Genomic DNA, 18,597 nt, shown 5'->3' with positions numbered 1-18,597 from the left:
ATTCCCACACTTCGACCAGAATCATCCTGTTGCTTAGCCGCTCCGGCGTGGCTAGCATCAAACCTCTTTCACCGGCGCGCCTTTCTTTATGTCCCTTTCCCATGCAGAGCCAGGAATTGCTGCACCGCTTGCCCTGCTGGACACTCGTGTTCGCATGGAAACGCCTGAGGGCATAGACCTTATCCTGCGCCCCGCCGGGTTGCTGTCCCGGTCAATTGCTTTCGGCATCGACCTGATGATTCGCGGCGCACTCCTGGGTGCGCTGTTTTTCGTGCTGGGAGCGTTGGGCGACTTCGGCACCGGGCTGTTCATGCTCGCGCTGTTTCTCGGAACCTGGGGCTATATGGTGCTTTTCGAGGTGCTGCATCAGGGACGCACGCCGGGGAAGCAGATCATGGGGCTGCGGGTCATTCACGATGACGGCACGCCAATCGGCTGGTCGGCTTCAGTGCTGCGCAACTTGCTGCGCTTCGTAGACATGCTGCCCTTCGGCTACTGCGTTGGCGCGTTCACCTGCCTGCAGCACCCGCTGTTCAAACGCCTTGGGGATCTCGCGGCCGGCACGCTGGTGATCTATCGAGATTTACCTCCTCAACGACCGCCGCTGGCTGAAGCCACAGCGATGAGTCCGCCGCTGCCCCTCTTATTGGAGGAACAGCGCGCCATACAAGCCTTTGCCGAGCGGCAAGGCACACTTTCTTCGGCGAGGGCTCAAGAGCTTGCTGCCATCGTCACGCAGCCGTTGCAATTATCTACCTCGCAAGATCCTCACTATCCCGTCCGGCAATTGAATGGCATTGCGCGCAGCCTGGCCGGCTCGCCATGAAGCAGAGCCTGTTCGAAAAACGCCATGCAGAAGACTGGCAACGCTTTGCAACACGCCTTGAGGTGCTGGAAGGGAGTCGCCGTAAAAGTGAATCCGGTGCCGGCTTCAGCCGGGAATACCGTCAGATCTGCCAACACCTTTCGTTGGCGATTGACCGTGGCTACGCCAGTCATCTGGTCGAGCACCTGCAACAGCTTGCGATGCGCGGCCACCAGCAGTTGTATCGCCACCGAAGTCAATTCACTGCGCAGTTGCTGAGTTTTGTGCTGGCGGACTTTCCGCGGCTGGTGCGTGCTCAATGGCGATGGGTCGCCCTCGCCGGCCTGCTGTTTTTTGGCAGCCTGACGTTCATGGCGCTGTTGGTTTACGGCTATCCGGATCTGGTCTACAGCGTCGTCAGCCCCGCCGATGTCGCCGAGATGCACGCCATGTACGAGCCCGCCGCACGGCGCATCGGGCAAACGGCCGAGCGCGCATCCAGCACTGACTGGCTGATGTTCGGTTACTACGTCATGCACAACATCGGCATCGCTTTCCAGACCTTCGCCAGTGGCCTGTTCTTCGGCGTCGGCAGTCTGTTCTTTCTGTTCTTCAACGGGCTGATGATTGGCGCGGTTGCGGGCCATCTGACCGACGCAGGCATGGGCTCAACCTTCTGGCCGTTCGTGGTCGGGCACAGCGCCTTCGAGCTGACCGGCATCACGCTGGCGGGTGCGGCGGGGCTAAAACTCGGATGGGCGCTGGTCGCTCCCGGCCGCCTGCGCCGAGGCGAGGCGCTTCGCCAGGCTGCCCAAATCAGCGTACGACTGATTGGCGGGGTCGCGATGTTCCTGCTCATCGCCGCATTCATTGAAGCGTACTGGTCGTCGATGAGCTGGCCGCCAGCGACGGCCAAATATGGGGTGGGCGCTTCTTTATGGCTGTTGGTCGGGGCCTACCTGACGCTTGCCGGACGCACGCCCCATGCGCCTGACTGACGCCAGCGTAGCGATACGTCCACGTACGCCCTGGGAAGCCATCGATCTGGGCGTCCTTCTGGCGCAACGGCATCGCGCCTTGCTGATGACCAGCTGGGCCATCGTTACCTTGCCAGTCTTCGCGCTCCTGACCCTGCTGCTGTGGGATTACCCGTCGGTGTCAGTCCTGGTGTTCTGGTGGCTGAAGCCGGCATACGAACGGCTGCCGCTGTTGATTCTGTCCCAGGCTCTGTTCGGCTCGACACCTTCGCTCAAGCAGGCGCTGAAAAGTTTTCCGTCCGCATTCAAACCGCAGATGATCGCGACCCTGAGCTGGCGGCGTCTGAGCCTCAGCCGCAGCTTCTACCAGCCGGTGCAGCAACTGGAGGGACTTGACGGGTTACCGCGGGCGCAGCGCATTGCCGTACTTGGCCAGAAGGATTCCCGGGCGGCGCGTCTGCTGACCGCACTGGGCAGCACCCTTGAAATGACCTTCTGGATCGGCCTGATGGTGTTGTTCTACGCCATGATTCCGCCGCAGATCGAAGCCGACTGGTCGTGGCGCAGCTTGCTGGACATTGAAGGTGAGTGGAACTGGCTTGAGCATCTGACCAACGGGTTTTATGCGCTGGTGTTGATCGTGTGGGGACCGGTTTACGTGTCCTGCGGGTTTTCGCTCTACCTCAATCGTCGAACTGCACTGGAGGCGTGGGACATCGAACTACGTTTCCGCAAGCTGCGCGAGCGTGTTCTGGGCAGTGCAGTGGCGTTGTTATTCGGCGGCGTACTTGCGCTGACGCTGTTGCCGTCTTCCGCTATGGCAGAGTCGGCGGCAAACCCGTTGATGGCAGCCCCGTCAATGGCGGACGAAATACCCAGCGAGTCGGGCAATAGCTGCCCGCTGCCGCCGCTGGACAACCCGCAGACTGACGAGGACGTGGCACCGCCCGACTCACCTCGCCTGCTCAATCAGCCGCTGACCAGCCAGGCGTCACAAAACACCATCCATTCAGTGCTTGAGCAACCCCCGTTCAAAAATCCCAAACCGGTCTCAGGGTGGCGCATCGCCCAACCTAAACACGATGCCAGCCATGATGCCAAGTCAACCGAGACACCAAATTGGGTGGCGCGACTGGTCGTCGGCGCGCTCAACCTGGGCAAAACCCTGTCGACGGTGTTTGGCGCAACGTTATGGACCCTGCTCGGCCTCACGGTCGCGTGGGTAATCTGGCGCTATCGGGCCTGGTTCGCCACCTTCGTGGATAAAAGCCCCCGCAAGGCAATTGCCCCCCGAGACATCCCCCACCAACTCTTCGGCTTGCAAGTTCGCGCTGAAACGCTGCCAACGGATGTCGCGGGTGCAGCGGAGAGGCTGTGGCAGCAGTCACCCCGAGAAGCTTTGAGTCTGCTTTACCGCGCACTGCTGAGCCGACTGTTGACGGATTACCAGTTGCCGCTGAAAAGCGCGGACACCGAGGGCCAGATATTGGCACGCATTGCCGAGCTCAAGCAGCCATTCCTCGATGACTTCAGTCATGAACTGACGCGCCACTGGCAAAATCTCGCGTACGGGCACCAGGTGCCGCCGGATCATGCACGACAGGCGCTGTGTTCAAGCTGGCGGAAGTTGTTCGCGCAGGAAGCACGCACATGAGCCGGCGCTGGATCATCGGGCTGGTCGTTGCGCTGATGCTGGCAAGCATCGTCATCGCCAGTGTGCCTGTGCTGAAGCGGCTCGAACGTTATGAGGACACCGTGGACCAGGGACCTTCGCCTGAAGCGCTGGCCAATCCTTATCTCGCCGCGCAGACGTTCCTGCGTCAACGAAACATTCAGGTGAAGACCGTTGAAACGCTCACCACGCTCCCTGACCTCCGTAACCAGCCGCAAACGCTGATGCTGCTGGATTTCCGCGAAAGGATGACGCCGTCCGAGGTCAAGCGCTTGCTGGCCTGGACCCGATCAGGCGGCCGCCTTCTGTTTGTTGCCGAACAGTTGTGGGACCCCGCCAAGGGGAGCAGTGGCGACCTGTTGCTGGATCAATTGCAGATTCATCAATTTCTCACCCAGGATCTGCAAGAGCAGGATCGCGAACGACAGCGCGAACAGCTCAAGCCGGTCATCCCGTTGAGCACGCCGGACATTCAAGGCCCGGAAACGCCGTGGCCCGAGTTGACCCGGCTGTTTGTGCAAAACGAAAACGATCCGGCCTACATGAGCTTCGACCCGGCCTTCCATCTCGATGACCCGGAGGATCATGCACAGTCATGGGCCAACAGCGCTGACGCCACGCACCTGCTGCAAATGGTGTACGGCTCCGGATTGATCACTGTCGTCACCGACGCCGATCTTTGGAAAACCCAAGCCATCGGTGAATACGACAATGCCTGGCTGCTCTGGTACCTGAGCCAGGACAGCACTGTCACGATGGTGCTGCGCACTGAACACGACAACCTGTTTGGGCTGCTCTGGAAATACTTTCCCCAGGCGCTGCTCGCCTTGGCGCTGTGCCTCGTTGCAACGCTGTGGCACGCAGGCATGCGCTACGGCCCGATGTTGCCCATCCCGCCGCGCGGTCGCCGTCAGCTCAGCGAACACCTGCGCGCAAACGCCGACTTCATGCTCCGCCGAGAAGGTCAGCATGCCGCGTTGCGCGCCTTGCAGCAGGACATCCTGCGCCGCGCCCGGCAGCGCCACCCCGGCTTCGAAACCCTGGCCGTCACCGAACAATGGCAAACGCTGGCGCGCATGACGCGTCAGTCCACCAGCAGCATCGGTCAGGCATTGCGCCCGCGGCCGGAGCAGCGCCTGTCCAGCAGCGAATTCACCCGTCAGGTTGCGTACCTGCAAACCATCAGGAATGCCTTATGAGCGATCAACCGACCGAGCCAAGTCACGCGTCCCATCACCTCCCCACTCCTGAAACCCCGGCTGTGGACCCTACGCACACCGAACCGGCCACCGCCTCGGGCAGCCACCCGGCGCAGCAGCGCCAGCGCGCGATTCATCTGGCACAGGCAGTGCGGCACGAGCTGCAAAAAGCGGTCATCGGTCAGGACACCGTGATCGATGATGTACTGACCGCACTGATCGGCGGTGGCCATGTCCTGCTCGAAGGTGTCCCCGGGCTTGGCAAGACGCTGTTGGTGCGGGCGCTGGCCCGGTGTTTCGGCGGCGAGTTCGCGCGGATTCAGTTCACCCCTGACCTGATGCCCAGCGACGTCACCGGCCATGCCGTGTACGACATGCAGAGCGAGCAGTTCAAACTGCGCAAGGGGCCGTTGTTTACGCATCTGCTGCTCGCGGACGAGATCAACCGCGCACCGGCCAAAACCCAGGCCGCGCTGCTTGAGGCGATGCAGGAACGTCAGGTCACGCTGGAGGGCCGTGCGTTACCGGTGCCGCAACCGTTCATGGTGCTGGCGACGCAGAACCCGATTGAACAGGAAGGCACTTACCCATTGCCCGAAGCCGAGCTCGACCGCTTCATGCTCAAAGTGCGCATGGATTATCCCCAGGCCGATCAGGAGCTGGAGATGGTCCGTCAGGTCACGCGTTCGACCCGCTCTGACATGCTCGACGTCCAGCCCTTGCGCACCTTGATGCAGGCAAAGGATGTGCTGGCGCTGCAACGCATCGCCGGCGATCTGCCGGTGGATGAACAGGTCCTCGATTATGCCGTGCGGCTTGCTCGCGCCACTCGCACGTGGCCGGGCCTGACACTCGGCGCGGGGCCGCGTGCGTCTATCGCACTGATTCGGGGAGCCCGCGCGCGGGCGCTGTTGCGCGGCGGCGAGTTCGTCGTACCTGACGACGTCAAGGGCTGCGCCCTGGCAGTGCTGCGTCATCGGGTGAGGCTTGCGCCGGAGCTGGACATCGAAGGCTTGTCGGTGGATCAAGTGCTCAAGCAAATGCTGGATCAGGTGGCGGCGCCGCGTCGATGAAGCAACTGCTCAAGCCGTCGACACGGATGCTCTGGTGGCTGGCCGTTCTGCTGAGCGTGTCGGTGCTGCTCGGCATTCTGCAGGCATTGGGGCGCGGTCCGGTTGCCCGACTGGACGGGGTTTTCTGGACCCTGCTAGGGGTGATGACTGCCGTCGCTGCGTTGGATGCGGCATGGCTGTGGCGTCTGCCCTCCCCTCGGGTCAAGCGGCGCTTGGCCGGCAGTCTGGGAATGGGGCGCTGGAGCGAGGTGCAGGTCGAGCTGGAACACGATTCCCCCCGCGCACTGCACATGACCCTCTTTGATCATGGCCCTACCGAGCCGGACGCCCGCTACGAAACCGAACATCTGCCCCAGAAAGTCGCGCTGCGCCCACAGCGCACGACGCAGCTGACTTACCGGCTGCGGCCGGCCAGTCGCGGGGATTTCACCTTCGAACAGACCGAGATCCTCATGCGCAGCCCGTTGCGCCTTTGGTCATCCCGGCGGCATGTACCCAACCATGACACCGTCCGGGTGTACCCGGATTTCGCCCGGTTGCACGACGGACAGCTGCTGGGCGTCGAGAACTGGCTCAGGCAGATCGGCATTCGCCAACAGCCGCGCCGGGGGCTGGGCCGGGAATTTCACCAGCTGCGTGAATTTCGTGAAGGCGACAGCCTGCGTCAGATCGACTGGAAGGCCACGGCCAGGCATCGCGCGCCCATTGCACGGGAATATCAGGATGAGCGCGATCAGCAAATCCTGTTCATGCTCGACTGTGGCCGACGCATGCGCAGCCAGGACGGCGATCTGACGCACTTCGACCACGGGCTCAACGCCTGCCTGCTGCTGAGCTATGTGGCCTTGCGTCAGGGCGACGCAGTCGGGCTTTCAACCTTTGCGGGCGAACAGGACCGGCATTTGCCACCCGTCAAAGGCGCGGGCCAGTTGAACGTGCTGTTGAATCACCTCTACAACGTCAACGCGACCCAGCGACCTGCGGATTACGCGGTAGCGATGCGAAACATCCTTGCGCGGCAGAAACGCCGGGCGTTGGTGGTCTTGGTGACTAATCTGCGGGACGAGGATGACGAGCAGTTACTGGAAGCGGTCAAACAGCTGAGTCGCCATCATCGCGTGCTGATAGCCAGTTTGCGCGAAGTTGTGCTCGACGATCTGCGCCAAACGCCGGTGCAGACCTGGCAACAGGCCGTGGATTATTGCGGTACGGTCGACCTGCTGAACGCCCGGAGCGGGCTGCATGAGCGTTTAGTCGCCCATGGCATCCCGGTGCTGGATGTGCGCCCCAGTGAGCTGGGCCCGGAGTTGGTCAGCCGATACATGAGCTGGAAAAAGGCCGGGGCCTTGTAGGGTGCCTGCCTTCAGGCGGACGCTTCCAGCGGATAGAAACTGAAGTAGTGCTGCAAAGCCTGAATGAGGACAAAGTATTCCGCCGGCGCCGCTTGCAGCCGGAAGCCGGAATCGAACACGCGCGGGGTTTCGTCTTCCTGACACCACAGGCAGCTGGCGTCGATATCAATGTTGTACAGGCCGTTCTTCCCGTCAGGCACTTTCAGGCGCAGCTGAAAATCAGCCCCCACCAGAATGGGCAGATCGCTGATCAGCATCAGGCCTTGTTCAGACACGTTACCAAGGCAACCCAACGGTTTATCGGTGTACCGGTTGAACACTTGCAGGTAGTAAGGCAGTTGGTGACGTTCTATTCGTCTTTCATTAAGCATTCGGACACTCGCCCTGAGATGACCATTGAGCATGGCCGCGCTAGTGCTTTGGGATTCGGTTGCACGAAACTGCCAGACCCGTGTCGCCAGAATCCATCAGCGGAAAAACCGATGACGACATCTGACTCATCCGGCACTGGCAAAAGTCACTGATACGAGCGGCCGATTTGCGCTAACCACACCTATCGCCCCGCTTTCGGATCAGTGGCGCTGTCACCTTCGTCAAAACACTTAGGTCCCTACTCATTGCAGCCTAGCTCACGTTTTCCCGATATCCACCCGGAAACGTGACCGTATATCCACTCGGGTGTAACTAGCGTGAAGCAGCACGCGGGGTGGCGGGCGGCGCCAGGTTGTCATTGCCCAGCTGATGCAGAGTGTCCAGACGGGCCTTGGCGCGGAACGCATATTCGCTTTCCGGGAACTGAGTGATGATGTACTGGTAGGTCTGCACCGCATCCATGTAGAACTTCTGGCGTTCCAGGCACTGGCCACGCAACATCGACACTTCGGGCTGTACGTAACGACGCGAACGGCTCTCTCGGTCGACTTTCGACAGGTTGTACATCACCGCGTCGCAGTCGCCTTGGGCGTAGGCGCGGTTGGCGTTGTTCAAATGGCTGTTCATTGCCCAGCGGGTGCAGCCACCCAAGGCAAGCAGCGCCACTAATATCATCACGATTCGCATGAGAGTCTCCTGTGCTCAGCCCTTGTATCGGCGTATTCCGAGATTTCTTCAAGGCCGATTTGAGTGCCGCCGGCCTGCCGATTGCCCAGCGATCAGGGGGTCAGGTAGTGCAAAGGAACAATGACTACAGAGCAATACAGTAGTAGCCTCTCGCTGCGCTTCATTTAAGGAGTTTGTGCATGACCGTTCGCCGCACCAAAATCGTAGCCACACTGGGCCCTGCCAGTAATTCGCCAGAAGTCATCGAGAAGCTGATTCTTGCTGGCCTGGACGTTGCCCGTCTGAACTTCTCCCACGGCACGCCCGACGAGCACAAGGCTCGCGCGAAGCTGATCCGCGACATCGCCGCCAAGAACGGCCGGTTCGTTGCGTTACTGGGTGACCTTCAAGGCCCGAAAATCCGCATCGCCAAATTCGTCAACAAGAAGATCGAGCTGAAGGTAGGTGACAAGTTCATCTTCTCCACCAGCCATCCTCTGACCGACGGTAACCAGGACATCGTCGGTATCGATTACCCCGATCTGGTCAAGGACTGTGGCGTCGGCGACGAGCTGCTGCTGGACGACGGACGCGTGGTCATGCGCGTTGATACACAGACCGCCGATGCACTGCATTGCACCGTGACCATCGGCGGCCCGCTGTCGGATCACAAAGGCATCAACCGTCGCGGCGGCGGCCTCACCGCGCCGGCGCTGACTGAAAAAGACAAGCAGGACATCAAGCTCGCTGCCGAAATGGACCTGGATTACCTGGCCGTTTCGTTCCCGCGTGATGCCGCCGACATGGAATACGCGCGCAAGCTGCGTGACGAGTCCGGCGGCACGGCCTGGCTGGTGGCGAAGATCGAACGCGCCGAAGCCGTTGCTGACGACGAAACCCTCGATGCGCTGATCCGCGCCAGTGACGCGGTCATGGTTGCCCGTGGCGACCTGGGCGTGGAAATCGGCGACGCCGAGCTGGTGGGCGTCCAGAAGAAAATCATCCTGCACGCACGTCGTCATAACAAGGCGGTGATCGTTGCCACGCAGATGATGGAATCGATGATTTCCAGCCCGATGCCAACCCGCGCTGAAGTGTCTGACGTGGCGAACGCCGTGCTCGACTACACCGACGCCGTGATGCTGTCTGCCGAAAGCGCCGCCGGTTCGTACCCGGTCGAAGCCGTGGAAGCGATGGCGCGTATCTGCGTCGGTGCCGAGCGTCATCCGACTGGCAAGACCTCCAGCCACCGCGTCGGTCACTCGTTCACCCGTTGTGACGAGAGCATTGCGCTGGCGGCCATGTACACCGCCAACCACTTCCCTGGCGTGAAAGCGATCATCGCGTTGACCGAGAGCGGCTACACCCCGCTGATCATGTCGCGCATTCGCTCCTCTGTGCCGATCTACGCGTTCTCCCCGCACCGCGGCACTCAGGCGCGCGCGGCGATGTTCCGTGGCGTGTACACCATTCCGTTCGACCCGGCCGCACTGCCGCCCGGTCAGGTCAGCCAGTCCGCTGTGGACGAACTGGTCAAGCGCGGCCTGGTCGAGCAAGGCGACTGGGTCATCCTGACCAAGGGCGACAGCTACCACACCATCGGCGGCACCAACGGCATGAAGATCCTGCACGTCGGCGACCCAATGGTTTAAGCGTCACTGCAACACGAAAAAGCCCCGCCTCGTGAGAGTGCGGGGCTTTTTCATGTCTTCAACGTACAGGCCGTCAGCCCTTCTCCACAAACACGTCCGCGAGCAACTGGCTGCGCGGCAGTCCTGCGATAAACAGCCGTTTCGAAAACGCCTCGACGCTGGCGGGCGACCCGCATACCAGCGCAACGGTCTGACGAGACGTTACGCGTAACGCACTCAGCTCGGCCGTAAAGTTTTCCTGCTCGATCAGCTCCATGTGCAGGTTCGAATGCTGGTTCCCCAGCTCACTCAACGCGTGACTCAGATAATGCTCTTGAGGCTCGCGCGCCAGATGCAGCAGGCGAATTTGACCCTGATGGCCCTGCCGCAGCGCCTCCCGCAGCACACCCCACAACGGCGCCAATCCGGTGCCCGCCGCCAGCAGCAGCAACGGCCGGTCCTGCCAGTCAGGCTCGTATTGCAGCGCGCCGCCCTGCAGTTCGCCGAGGCGGATCGGATCGCCTGGTTGCAGTGTACGGGCGACGTCGGCAAAGGCGCCCTGACGCTGGCAATCGATGTGAAATTCCAGAAAGGGATCGTCCCCCGGCACGCTCGCCAAGGAATAAGGCCGCGCCACGCCGCTTGCCGTCCAGAGCACCAGATGCTGGCCGGCGCGGTAGCGCAACGGGCGTTCGGGGTTCAGTCGCAGACGCAACACCGACGGGCTTAGCCAGTCAGCCCCGACGACGGTTGCCGGCAAGCCATCGCGCAGGGGATCGAAGATCTCAACAGTCAGATCGCTCGTTACCCGGCACTGGCACGACAGCCGCCAGCCTTGGGCGCGCTTGTCGGCATCCAGTGCATCGGGTGCGGCGTCCAGCGGATCGCCGATGACGCAACGGACCATGCACGCGTGGCAACTGCCGGCGCGGCAGCTGTAGGGGACGGACAATCCGGCATCGTTGAGGGCATCCAGCAAATTGGCCGCAGGCGCCACCGACCAGTGCCGATCGCCCACACGCAACTCAGGCATCGGCGTAATCCCAGGCGCCGTGGCAACGGTTGCGGCCCTGGTGCTTGGCGCGATACAGCGACTGGTCGGCACGTTGCAGGGCACGGTCCATGTGATCGCCGCGCTCGATCACCGTCATGCCGATCGACAAACTCAGGTCCAGCTCCGGAAGTTCGGGCAGCGTGACATGGGTGAAGGCGAGCCGAATGCGCTCGCAACATTCGACCAGTTGTGCACGGGTACAGCGCGGGATCAGCAGGACGAACTCTTCACCGCCATAGCGCGCGAGGATGTCGTCGGAGCGTAAGCACTCGGCGGCGGTTTTGCCGAACATCTGCAGCACCCGGTCCCCCGTCGCGTGGCCATGAATATCGTTGACCCGCTTGAAGTGATCAAGATCAATGAGCGCCAGGCCGGCGGTGTAATTGCCGTCCATGAGCTCGAGCTCACGGGTGGCAATGCGCAGGAAGTGCCGGCGATTACAGAGGTTGGTCAGTTCGTCGGTGGACGCCAGTTCTTCAAGCTGCAGCATCATGCCGCGCAGGGTTTCCTGATGCGCCTGTAAGGTAATCCGCCGCTGGTGCATGCGGTTGCGCGAGTTCTGCACGAACCTTGCGAACAGGCACAGCCAAGAGAAGACGATGAACAGCGCGCAGGTTTGAATCGCCGCCAGCCCCGGATCCGCAAGCCGTCCGCGACTGGCGTCCCACAGGTTGACGCCGGCAAACCCCAACAGGGCAAACAGGGCGCAGCGGGCGAAAATACTGGGGCGCAGGTGAAACAATCCGAACATCAGCACCAGCACGTAAATGACCAGAAAGGTGCCGCGGGAGGCTTCCATGTGGCTGATGAGAAACGTCTGCCAGGCCAGACCCAGCAGCACCTGGAATTCGGTGAGACTGGGGTCTTTGAAACGTCGGTTGTAACCGCCGAAAAATACCAGGCTCAGCGCGGCCTGGCAGAAGAGCACGAGTACGCTCGTGCACCAGATCCCGAAGAAAGTGGCGTTGTAGTAGCCGGTAAAATACGCCATCCATACGAGCATCAGCCCCAGCACGTAGGTGCCGGTAGCGAGCGCGAAACGTTTCAACAGCAAACGCTGGATGGTTTGGGCAGTCACTCGTTGACTCATCATGGGTATTAAGGGTCCGTCCCGTACCGGCAAGATGACCTGTGATACTTTTCAGGCAACAGATCAAAACATGCCTGCGCCGTGCGCGATAATGCAGGCAGCTTGCCACTGTAGTGCGTGCGCCAAAAAATGACTATTCAAATTCCTGTGTTTCCAGACGGCCGTAGCAATCTGTTTCATGGATGATTCAGTGCGCATGCCGTGGGCGCTTTCGACCATGGCTTAGTCGTTGGCAGATGTACCTTAATCGACCTCGGGTTATACTGCCGCGCCTTTTTTACCCTGACCCGCCGAGGTGTTGCCCGGCTGTCTGACGCCTGATCAAGATGCTTTCGTCCGGCCTAGGCGGTATCGTCGCCACCCGCAATTCGAATGTTCCCGCCAATCAGAGGAGCGCGCCCCATGACCGTGATCAAGCAAGATGACCTGATCCAGAGTGTCGCCGACGCCTTGCAGTTCATTTCTTATTACCACCCCGTTGACTTCATTCAAGCCATGCACGAGGCCTACCTCCGTGAAGAGTCGCCCGCCGCACGCGACTCCATGGCCCAGATTCTGATCAATTCGCGCATGTGTGCCACCGGTCATCGGCCGATCTGCCAGGACACCGGCATCGTCACCGTGTTCGTCCGCGTCGGCATGGACGTGCGCTGGGATGGCGCCACCATGGGCCTGGACGACATGATCAACGAAGGCGTGCGTCGCGCCTACAACCTGCCGGAAAACGTCTTGCGCGCCTCGATCCTCGCCGATCCGGCCGGCGCCCGCAAGAACACCAAGGACAACACACCGGCGGTCATCCACTACTCCATTGTCCCGGGCAACACCGTGGAAGTGGACGTGGCGGCCAAGGGCGGCGGTTCGGAAAACAAGTCGAAGATGGCGATGCTCAACCCATCCGACTCGATCGTCGACTGGGTGCTGAAAACCGTGCCGACCATGGGCGCGGGCTGGTGCCCACCGGGCATGCTCGGCATCGGCATCGGCGGTACCGCCGAGAAAGCTGCGGTGATGGCCAAGGAAGTCCTGATGGAATCCATCGACATCCACGAGCTCAAGGCGCGCGGCCCGTCGAACCGTCTGGAAGAAATGCGGCTGGAGCTTTTCGAGAAGGTCAACCAGCTGGGCATCGGCGCCCAGGGCCTCGGCGGTCTGACCACCGTGCTCGACGTCAAGATCATGGATTACCCGACCCACGCAGCGTCCTTGCCGGTGTGCATGATCCCCAATTGCGCCGCCACCCGTCACGCCCACTTCGTGCTCGACGGCTCCGGCCCGGCTTCCCTGGAAGCACCGCCATTGGACGCTTACCCGGAGATCGTCTGGGAAGCCGGTCCGTCAGCGCGCCGCGTCAACCTCGACACGCTGACGCCGGAAGACGTGCAGAGTTGGAAGCCGGGCGAAACCGTCCTGCTCAACGGCAAGATGCTCACCGGTCGCGACGCGGCGCACAAGCGCATGGTCGAGATGCTGAACAAGGGCGAAACCCTGCCCGTGGACCTCAAGGGTCGCTTCATCTATTACGTCGGACCGGTCGATCCGGTCGGTGACGAAGTGGTGGGCCCGGCCGGTCCGACCACGGCGACGCGTATGGACAAGTTCACCCGCCAGATCCTCGAGCAGACTGGCCTGTTGGGCATGATCGGTAAATCCGAGCGCGGCCCGACCGCCATCGAAGCGATCAAGGACAACAAAGCGGTTTACCTAATGGCCGTCGGCGGCGCTGCTTACCTTGTCGCCCAGGCGATCAAGAAGTCGCAAGTGCTGGCGTTCCCGGAACTGGGCATGGAAGCGATCTACGAGTTCGAGGTCAAGGACATGCCGGTGACGGTTGCGGTCGACAGCAAGGGCGAGTCGGTGCACATCACAGGTCCCGCCATCTGGCAGAAGAAGATCAGTGAAAGCCTGGCGGTGGAAGTGCAGTAACAGCTGCGTTGCATGAATAAACCCGGCATTGGCCGGGTTTATTTTTGCTGGTCCAACAGCGTCAGTACGAGCCTCTTATCAGCAATGGCGTTAATGACTATCGCAATTCGGTCTAACCCGACGAACGATGCGAGGCAATTGATTTGCCTGACAAATCCAGTGAATAAGGCCTCTGCTGGTATTTATGACAGGTGACAGGACGATGTCGCAGTGAAACGCTGAGTCACTGTTCTCAGGGAGATCACTGTCATGGAGACCCAGGCGCAACAACCCGGCATTTCAGCACCATCCTTGCCCAAGGGCGGCGGCGCGATTCAGAGCATCGGCAAGGGCTGGGGCGCGGTGGGCGTCAGTGGTTCGGCGTCATTTGGTATCTCATTGCCCATTACAGCGGGCCGGGGTTATGCGCCTGCGTTAGCTTTGGGTTACCAGAGCACCGCGGGCAATGGTCTGTTTGGCATGGGCTGGGGACTTAACGTTGGCTGCGTGGCCCGGCGCGCCAGCAAAGGCGTGCCGACTTACACCGATGACGATGTAATCCTTGGCCCGAGCGGCGAAGTCTGGCTGCCTGAACGTTCCGACGATGGCTCGCTGGTGTTCGAGACCGTCAGCAAGTATCTCGAACTGGAGCTGGACGAGACGTATCAGGTCATCCGTTATTTCGCCCGGGTCGAAGGCGCGTTTGATCGCATTGAACACTGGCGCATTGATCTTGGCGACCCAGGTTTCTGGCTGATTCATGGCGCCGATGGCAGCCTGGCTTTTTACGGCAAGAACCCCGGATCGCGCCGTACCGACCCGGCTAATCCCGACCACGTTGCCGAGTGGTTGCTGGAAGAAACGATGAATGCGCTGGGCGAGCACATCCTTTACGAGTACAAGGCCGAAGACGAAGTGGGCCTGGCTGATGATTCGCCGCGGGACTACATTGCCCAGTGCTACCTATGGCGTGTGCGCTATGGCAATAAAGCGCAATCGCCGGATCTGTATCTGTGGAAGCCGGAGCAGCTGGAGAGCCTCAACTGGCATTTCGACCTGCTGTTTGATTACGGCGAGCGCAATACAGACGCGGCAGGGATTCCAGCCTATACCGACGAGCACGCCTGGCCGGTGCGTTCCGATCCGCACTCAAGCTTTGCGTACGGTTTCGAGCTGGGCAACCTGCGTCTGTGCCAGCAGGTATTGATGTTTCACCACTTCCCCGACGAGGGGCTGGGCGAGGAACCACGGCTGATCACCCGCCTGCTGCTGAAATATCAGACGCTGGGCTTGGGCTACAACATGCTGCGGGAAGCTCATTTGCAAGGTGTGGCAGCTGATCCTCTTGATGCGAACAAGGATTACCTGCAGCCGCGCCCTCCGGTCGTATTCGAGTGGGGCGAGTTCGACGTCAGCATCGGCGGCTTCCATCCGTTCGATGACCTACCGGGCTTGAATGACGGTCAGCACTACCAGCTCGTGGACTTGTATGGCGACGGCCTCCCCGGCGTGCTGTATCAACAGGACAAGGCCTGGTACTACCGTGAGCCGTTGCGGGACGAAACATCGGAAGACCCGGACGCCATCCAATACGGCCCTTGGCAATGGCTGCAGGACATCCCTGCAGCCGACGCTACAAAACCTGTCCGCCAATCCCTTGTCGATCTCACCGGCGACGGTCGGCTGGATTGGTTGGTGGCACAGCCGGGCATGGCGGGATTTTTCACCCTGAACCCTGATCGCAGTTGGTCCAGGTTCGCGACGTTCGGCGCCTTTCCTCCCGAATTTTTTCACCCGCAAGGGCAATTGGCTGACCTGATCGGCGGCGGTCTGAGCGATCTGGCATTGATCGGCCCACGCAGCGTGCGTCTCTATGCCAACAAACGGGCTGGCGGTTTCGGCCCCGGAATCGATGTCCCGCACGATGACGACAGTCTTCCGCTGCTGAGCAACAGCCCTGATGAGCTGGTGGCCTTCTGCGACATTCTGGGCACCGGGCAACAGCATCTGATTCGTATCCGGCACGACGCCATCTGGTTCTGGCCCAATCTGGGCGCCGGGCGTTTCGGCAGCGGCAAACTGTTCGCCGCCCTGCCCTTCAGCCATGAAGCGTTTGATGCGGGGAGAATCAGACTGGCCGACCTGGACGGCTCCGGGGCCGCGGACCTTTTGTATCTGGAGCCCGATCATTTCAGCATTTTCATGAACCGCGGGGGCAATGGGCTGAATGAAGCCCACGTGCAAAACTGGCCGGACGGTGTGCGCTACGACCGGTTCTGTCAGGTCAGCATGACGGATCTTCGGGGCTTGGGCTGCTCTAGCTTGGTACTGACCACACCGCACATGAAGCCGCGCCACTGGTGCTTTGACTATTCGGAACGCACGGCGCCATTGAAGCCTTATCTCAAACCCTATTTGCTGCAGCGCAGCATCAATAACATGGGCGCGCTCAGCGAAGTGTTTTACCGCAGTTCCGCGCAGGAGTGGCTGGACGAAAAACACGAGCTGCTCGCATGCGCCGAAGCGCCAGTACCCGAGCTGCCGTTTCCAGTGCATGTGGTGGTCAGGCAGACCCAGTTCGACGAGATCACGCAAAACCTTTTGACCCAGAAATTCCAGTACCGCCAAGGCTTTTACGAGGGCAGCGAGCGAGAATTCCGCGGTTTCGGCTTGTTGATCCAAACCGACACCGACGCGCCCGCCGCTCCGGACAAAAATGAGGGTTTCACCGCGCCTGTCATGATCAAGACCTGGTTTCATACCGGCCGCTACCCGCAACGTGAACCTGACGACTACAACACAAGCGATCCCGACGCGCAGGTGCTCGGTGCTCATTTGCTGACCGAGTTCGATGGATCAGTCGACAGAATCATCGACAAGATCGATGACGCCACCGGCCGGGAAATGGCCCGCGCGCTGGCTGGCAGCGTGTTGCGCGTTGAGGTATTCGGCATCGACGGCGCCGCCACGCAATCAGTGCCGTATTCGGTGCAAAGCTCGCGCTACCTAGTCAGGCAACTGGCACCGCTCAGCCCGTTCCAGCCGTATGCGCGCATGCTGCCGCTGGCGCTTGAGTCAATCAGTTATCGATACGAACGCCAAGCGGACGATCCGCAGTGCGATCGAACAGTGAGCCTGGCCTGGGACACGTTCGGCACACTGATACACGTCGCCTCGGTCAACTGCGCCCGGCGCAAGACATTCGGCGACGACACTCCCTTCGACGACGAGTACCAGCAGACCTGGTGGCAGGCCTCCCATGATGATGCCCAACAGACCTTTTATTTTCAGGAGCAGCGTGTTGAGCCGATTCATCTTGAGGCACCACAAGGTTGGCGATTGGGCCTGCCTTACCGGCAGCGCAGCAACGCCATGCTCGCCCCCGCCACAGCGTTCTCGGTGGAGGACATCAGTTACGAGGCCTTCATCGATCCCTCAGGCAAATTCAACGGGCTGCCACGCACGCTGACTGCACTCTCCTTGCAGCGCTACGTAGACTGCACAGGAAAAGAGGCCACGTTCGTGGCGCTTCCCGATGCCGTCGAACTGGCCGAGCTGGATGATCACGCGCTGAGCGCTTACGACCGCGTGATGGCGCCCGAGAAACTGATCGAGCGCCTGGTCGCGCTCAAATATGAACGGATGCCGAGTTTTCTACCCGATGACGGGCTGAACCTGTGGTCGGTCAGACGCGGCTTCAATACTTACGCCCCAGCGGCGGCTTTTTACCATGTCACAGCGTTCAAGCCGACGAGCAGCCATGGCTGGAGCACTGTGGAGTACGACGCCTATTGGATGCTGGTTACGAGCATGACGGACCCGACAGGTTGTAAAACCACAGCCACCTATGAGTACCGGACCTTGCAGCCCGTCCGCCTCGTCGACCCGAACCAAAACACTCAGGAGGCGGCTTACGACGCCTTTGGTCAACTGCGTGCCACCAGCTTTTATGGCACCGAGCTGGGCGTCAAGGTGGGGTTTGACCCCATCGGAACACTGCCTTATCCGGTAACACCTGGCGAAGCTATCGCCTCGGCGCCTCTAACCCTGGGCCGGCGCGCCACTTATCACTGCTACGACGCTTTCAGCTGGATGGACCGGTCTTCACAGCATCAACCTGTGCACACCGCCACGCTGGTAGCTGACCGATATCCGGATGACCCGGAACGGCAGATTCGTCTATCACTGGTGTCCTACGACGGCTTCGGTCGCGTTCTGCAAACCCGCCAACGGGTGGAGGACGGTGACGCCTATAAGGTCGATCCCGACACTGGAAATCTGGAAGTCGCGAAAAGCAAACCCACAGTTGATCCCGTTACCGGAAACGAGAAAGAGGGGAAAGTCGGGCCGGTTGTTGTACCCGCCTCACCTCGCTGGCGGGTCAGCGAACGGGTGGAATACAACACCAAGGGCCTGCCGATCCGGATTTACAGACCCTACTTCGCCAACACGCACCGCTACGTAAACGACCAGTCCATCCGAGACTACGGTTACTGCGACAAGCAACATTACGACCCGCTTGGGCGCCCGACCGTGACCTACACAGCGGCTGATTTCATGCGACGCCAGACTTATCTGACCTGGTACAGCATCAGCGAGGACGAGAACGATACAGAAGAGGAGATGCTCGCCATCCGTGCAGCCCGAAACGTCAGCAACATCGGATTTTCAGATCTGTAGCAGCAGGCCTGAGTCGAATGCTCAGGCCTGATTGACCGCCAGCCGGCCCGGCGGCCGCAGACATGGATGATGCGCCACGAACCAGGCTCAAGGGGGTACAGCGATTCGATGCTGACTCAAT

Annotated in this window: 13 protein-coding genes; 9 read left to right on the top strand and 4 right to left on the bottom strand. The window is 60.9% G+C overall.

The window, feature by feature from the left end; all coding sequences use genetic code 11:
* Positions 1 to 88 precede the first annotated feature (88 nt).
* From AC3ISG_RS04955 to AC3ISG_RS04930, 6 genes are read left to right on the top strand one after another with little or no spacing between them, the layout of a single operon-like run.
* Entirely contained in the window at positions 89 to 826 is a 738-nt protein-coding gene (locus AC3ISG_RS04955; RefSeq protein WP_489298637.1) for an RDD family protein, read from the top strand.
* A complete protein-coding gene (locus tag AC3ISG_RS04950; RefSeq protein WP_489298636.1) occupies positions 823 to 1,803 on the top strand; it encodes a stage II sporulation protein M in 981 nt (326 codons plus the stop codon). Before AC3ISG_RS04955 ends, AC3ISG_RS04950 begins: the two co-directional genes overlap by 4 nt.
* Positions 1,790 to 3,436, top strand: a complete 1,647-nt coding sequence (locus AC3ISG_RS04945; RefSeq protein ID WP_489298635.1) for a DUF4129 domain-containing protein — start codon at positions 1,790 to 1,792, stop codon at positions 3,434 to 3,436. The genes AC3ISG_RS04950 and AC3ISG_RS04945 overlap by 14 nt, the downstream gene beginning before the upstream one ends.
* Positions 3,433 to 4,653: a DUF4350 domain-containing protein gene (locus AC3ISG_RS04940; protein ID WP_489298634.1), complete on the top strand. Its 1,221-nt coding sequence runs from the start codon at positions 3,433 to 3,435 to the stop codon at positions 4,651 to 4,653. The genes AC3ISG_RS04945 and AC3ISG_RS04940 overlap by 4 nt, the downstream gene beginning before the upstream one ends.
* Positions 4,650 to 5,726, top strand: coding sequence for an AAA family ATPase (locus tag AC3ISG_RS04935; RefSeq protein ID WP_122535989.1), 1,077 nt, complete (start codon positions 4,650 to 4,652; stop codon positions 5,724 to 5,726). Before AC3ISG_RS04940 ends, AC3ISG_RS04935 begins: the two co-directional genes overlap by 4 nt.
* A complete protein-coding gene (locus AC3ISG_RS04930) occupies positions 5,723 to 7,078 on the top strand; it encodes a DUF58 domain-containing protein (RefSeq protein WP_489298633.1) in 1,356 nt (451 codons plus the stop codon). Before AC3ISG_RS04935 ends, AC3ISG_RS04930 begins: the two co-directional genes overlap by 4 nt.
* Before the next feature lie 11 nt (positions 7,079 to 7,089).
* Here AC3ISG_RS04930 and AC3ISG_RS04925 read toward each other — a convergent pair whose 3' ends face one another.
* Positions 7,090 to 7,449 carry a PilZ domain-containing protein gene (locus AC3ISG_RS04925; RefSeq protein WP_122535987.1) on the bottom strand — a complete coding sequence of 120 codons (360 nt, stop codon included), beginning with the start codon at positions 7,447 to 7,449 and terminating at the stop codon, positions 7,090 to 7,092.
* Between the two features lie 313 nt (positions 7,450 to 7,762).
* Positions 7,763 to 8,137, bottom strand: coding sequence for a tetratricopeptide repeat protein (locus tag AC3ISG_RS04920; RefSeq protein WP_489298632.1), 375 nt, complete (start codon positions 8,135 to 8,137; stop codon positions 7,763 to 7,765).
* A 179-nt stretch (positions 8,138 to 8,316) separates the two neighbouring features.
* Between AC3ISG_RS04920 and pyk the strand changes: the two genes are divergently transcribed.
* Entirely contained in the window at positions 8,317 to 9,768 is a 1,452-nt protein-coding gene (gene pyk / locus AC3ISG_RS04915; RefSeq protein WP_122535986.1) for a pyruvate kinase, read from the top strand.
* 73 nt (positions 9,769 to 9,841) lie between these two features.
* On the opposite strand, the gene AC3ISG_RS04910 is transcribed toward pyk, so the two are convergent.
* Positions 9,842 to 10,780, bottom strand: a complete 939-nt coding sequence (locus AC3ISG_RS04910; protein WP_489298631.1) for an iron-sulfur-binding ferredoxin reductase — start codon at positions 10,778 to 10,780, stop codon at positions 9,842 to 9,844.
* Positions 10,773 to 11,879 carry a GGDEF domain-containing protein gene (locus AC3ISG_RS04905; RefSeq protein ID WP_122535984.1) on the bottom strand — a complete coding sequence of 369 codons (1,107 nt, stop codon included), beginning with the start codon at positions 11,877 to 11,879 and terminating at the stop codon, positions 10,773 to 10,775. Before AC3ISG_RS04905 ends, AC3ISG_RS04910 begins: the two co-directional genes overlap by 8 nt.
* A 414-nt stretch (positions 11,880 to 12,293) precedes the next feature.
* Here AC3ISG_RS04905 and AC3ISG_RS04900 point away from each other — a divergent pair, with 414 nt between their 5' ends.
* Complete coding sequence (locus AC3ISG_RS04900) at positions 12,294 to 13,817, top strand: fumarate hydratase (protein ID WP_081567934.1); 1,524 nt, start codon at positions 12,294 to 12,296, stop codon at positions 13,815 to 13,817.
* Positions 13,818 to 14,066: 249 nt separating this feature from the next.
* The gene (locus AC3ISG_RS04895; protein ID WP_489298630.1) at positions 14,067 to 18,476 is read left to right on the top strand and encodes a SpvB/TcaC N-terminal domain-containing protein; all 4,410 of its coding nucleotides are present in this window, start codon (positions 14,067 to 14,069) and stop codon (positions 18,474 to 18,476) included.
* The last annotated feature ends 121 nt before the right edge of the window (positions 18,477 to 18,597 follow it).

The sequence above is a fragment of the Pseudomonas sp. GL_135 genome (assembly GCF_057834665.1).
The sequence above is the reverse complement of the archived record's forward strand: the minus strand, read 5'-3'. Positions and strand labels throughout refer to the sequence as shown.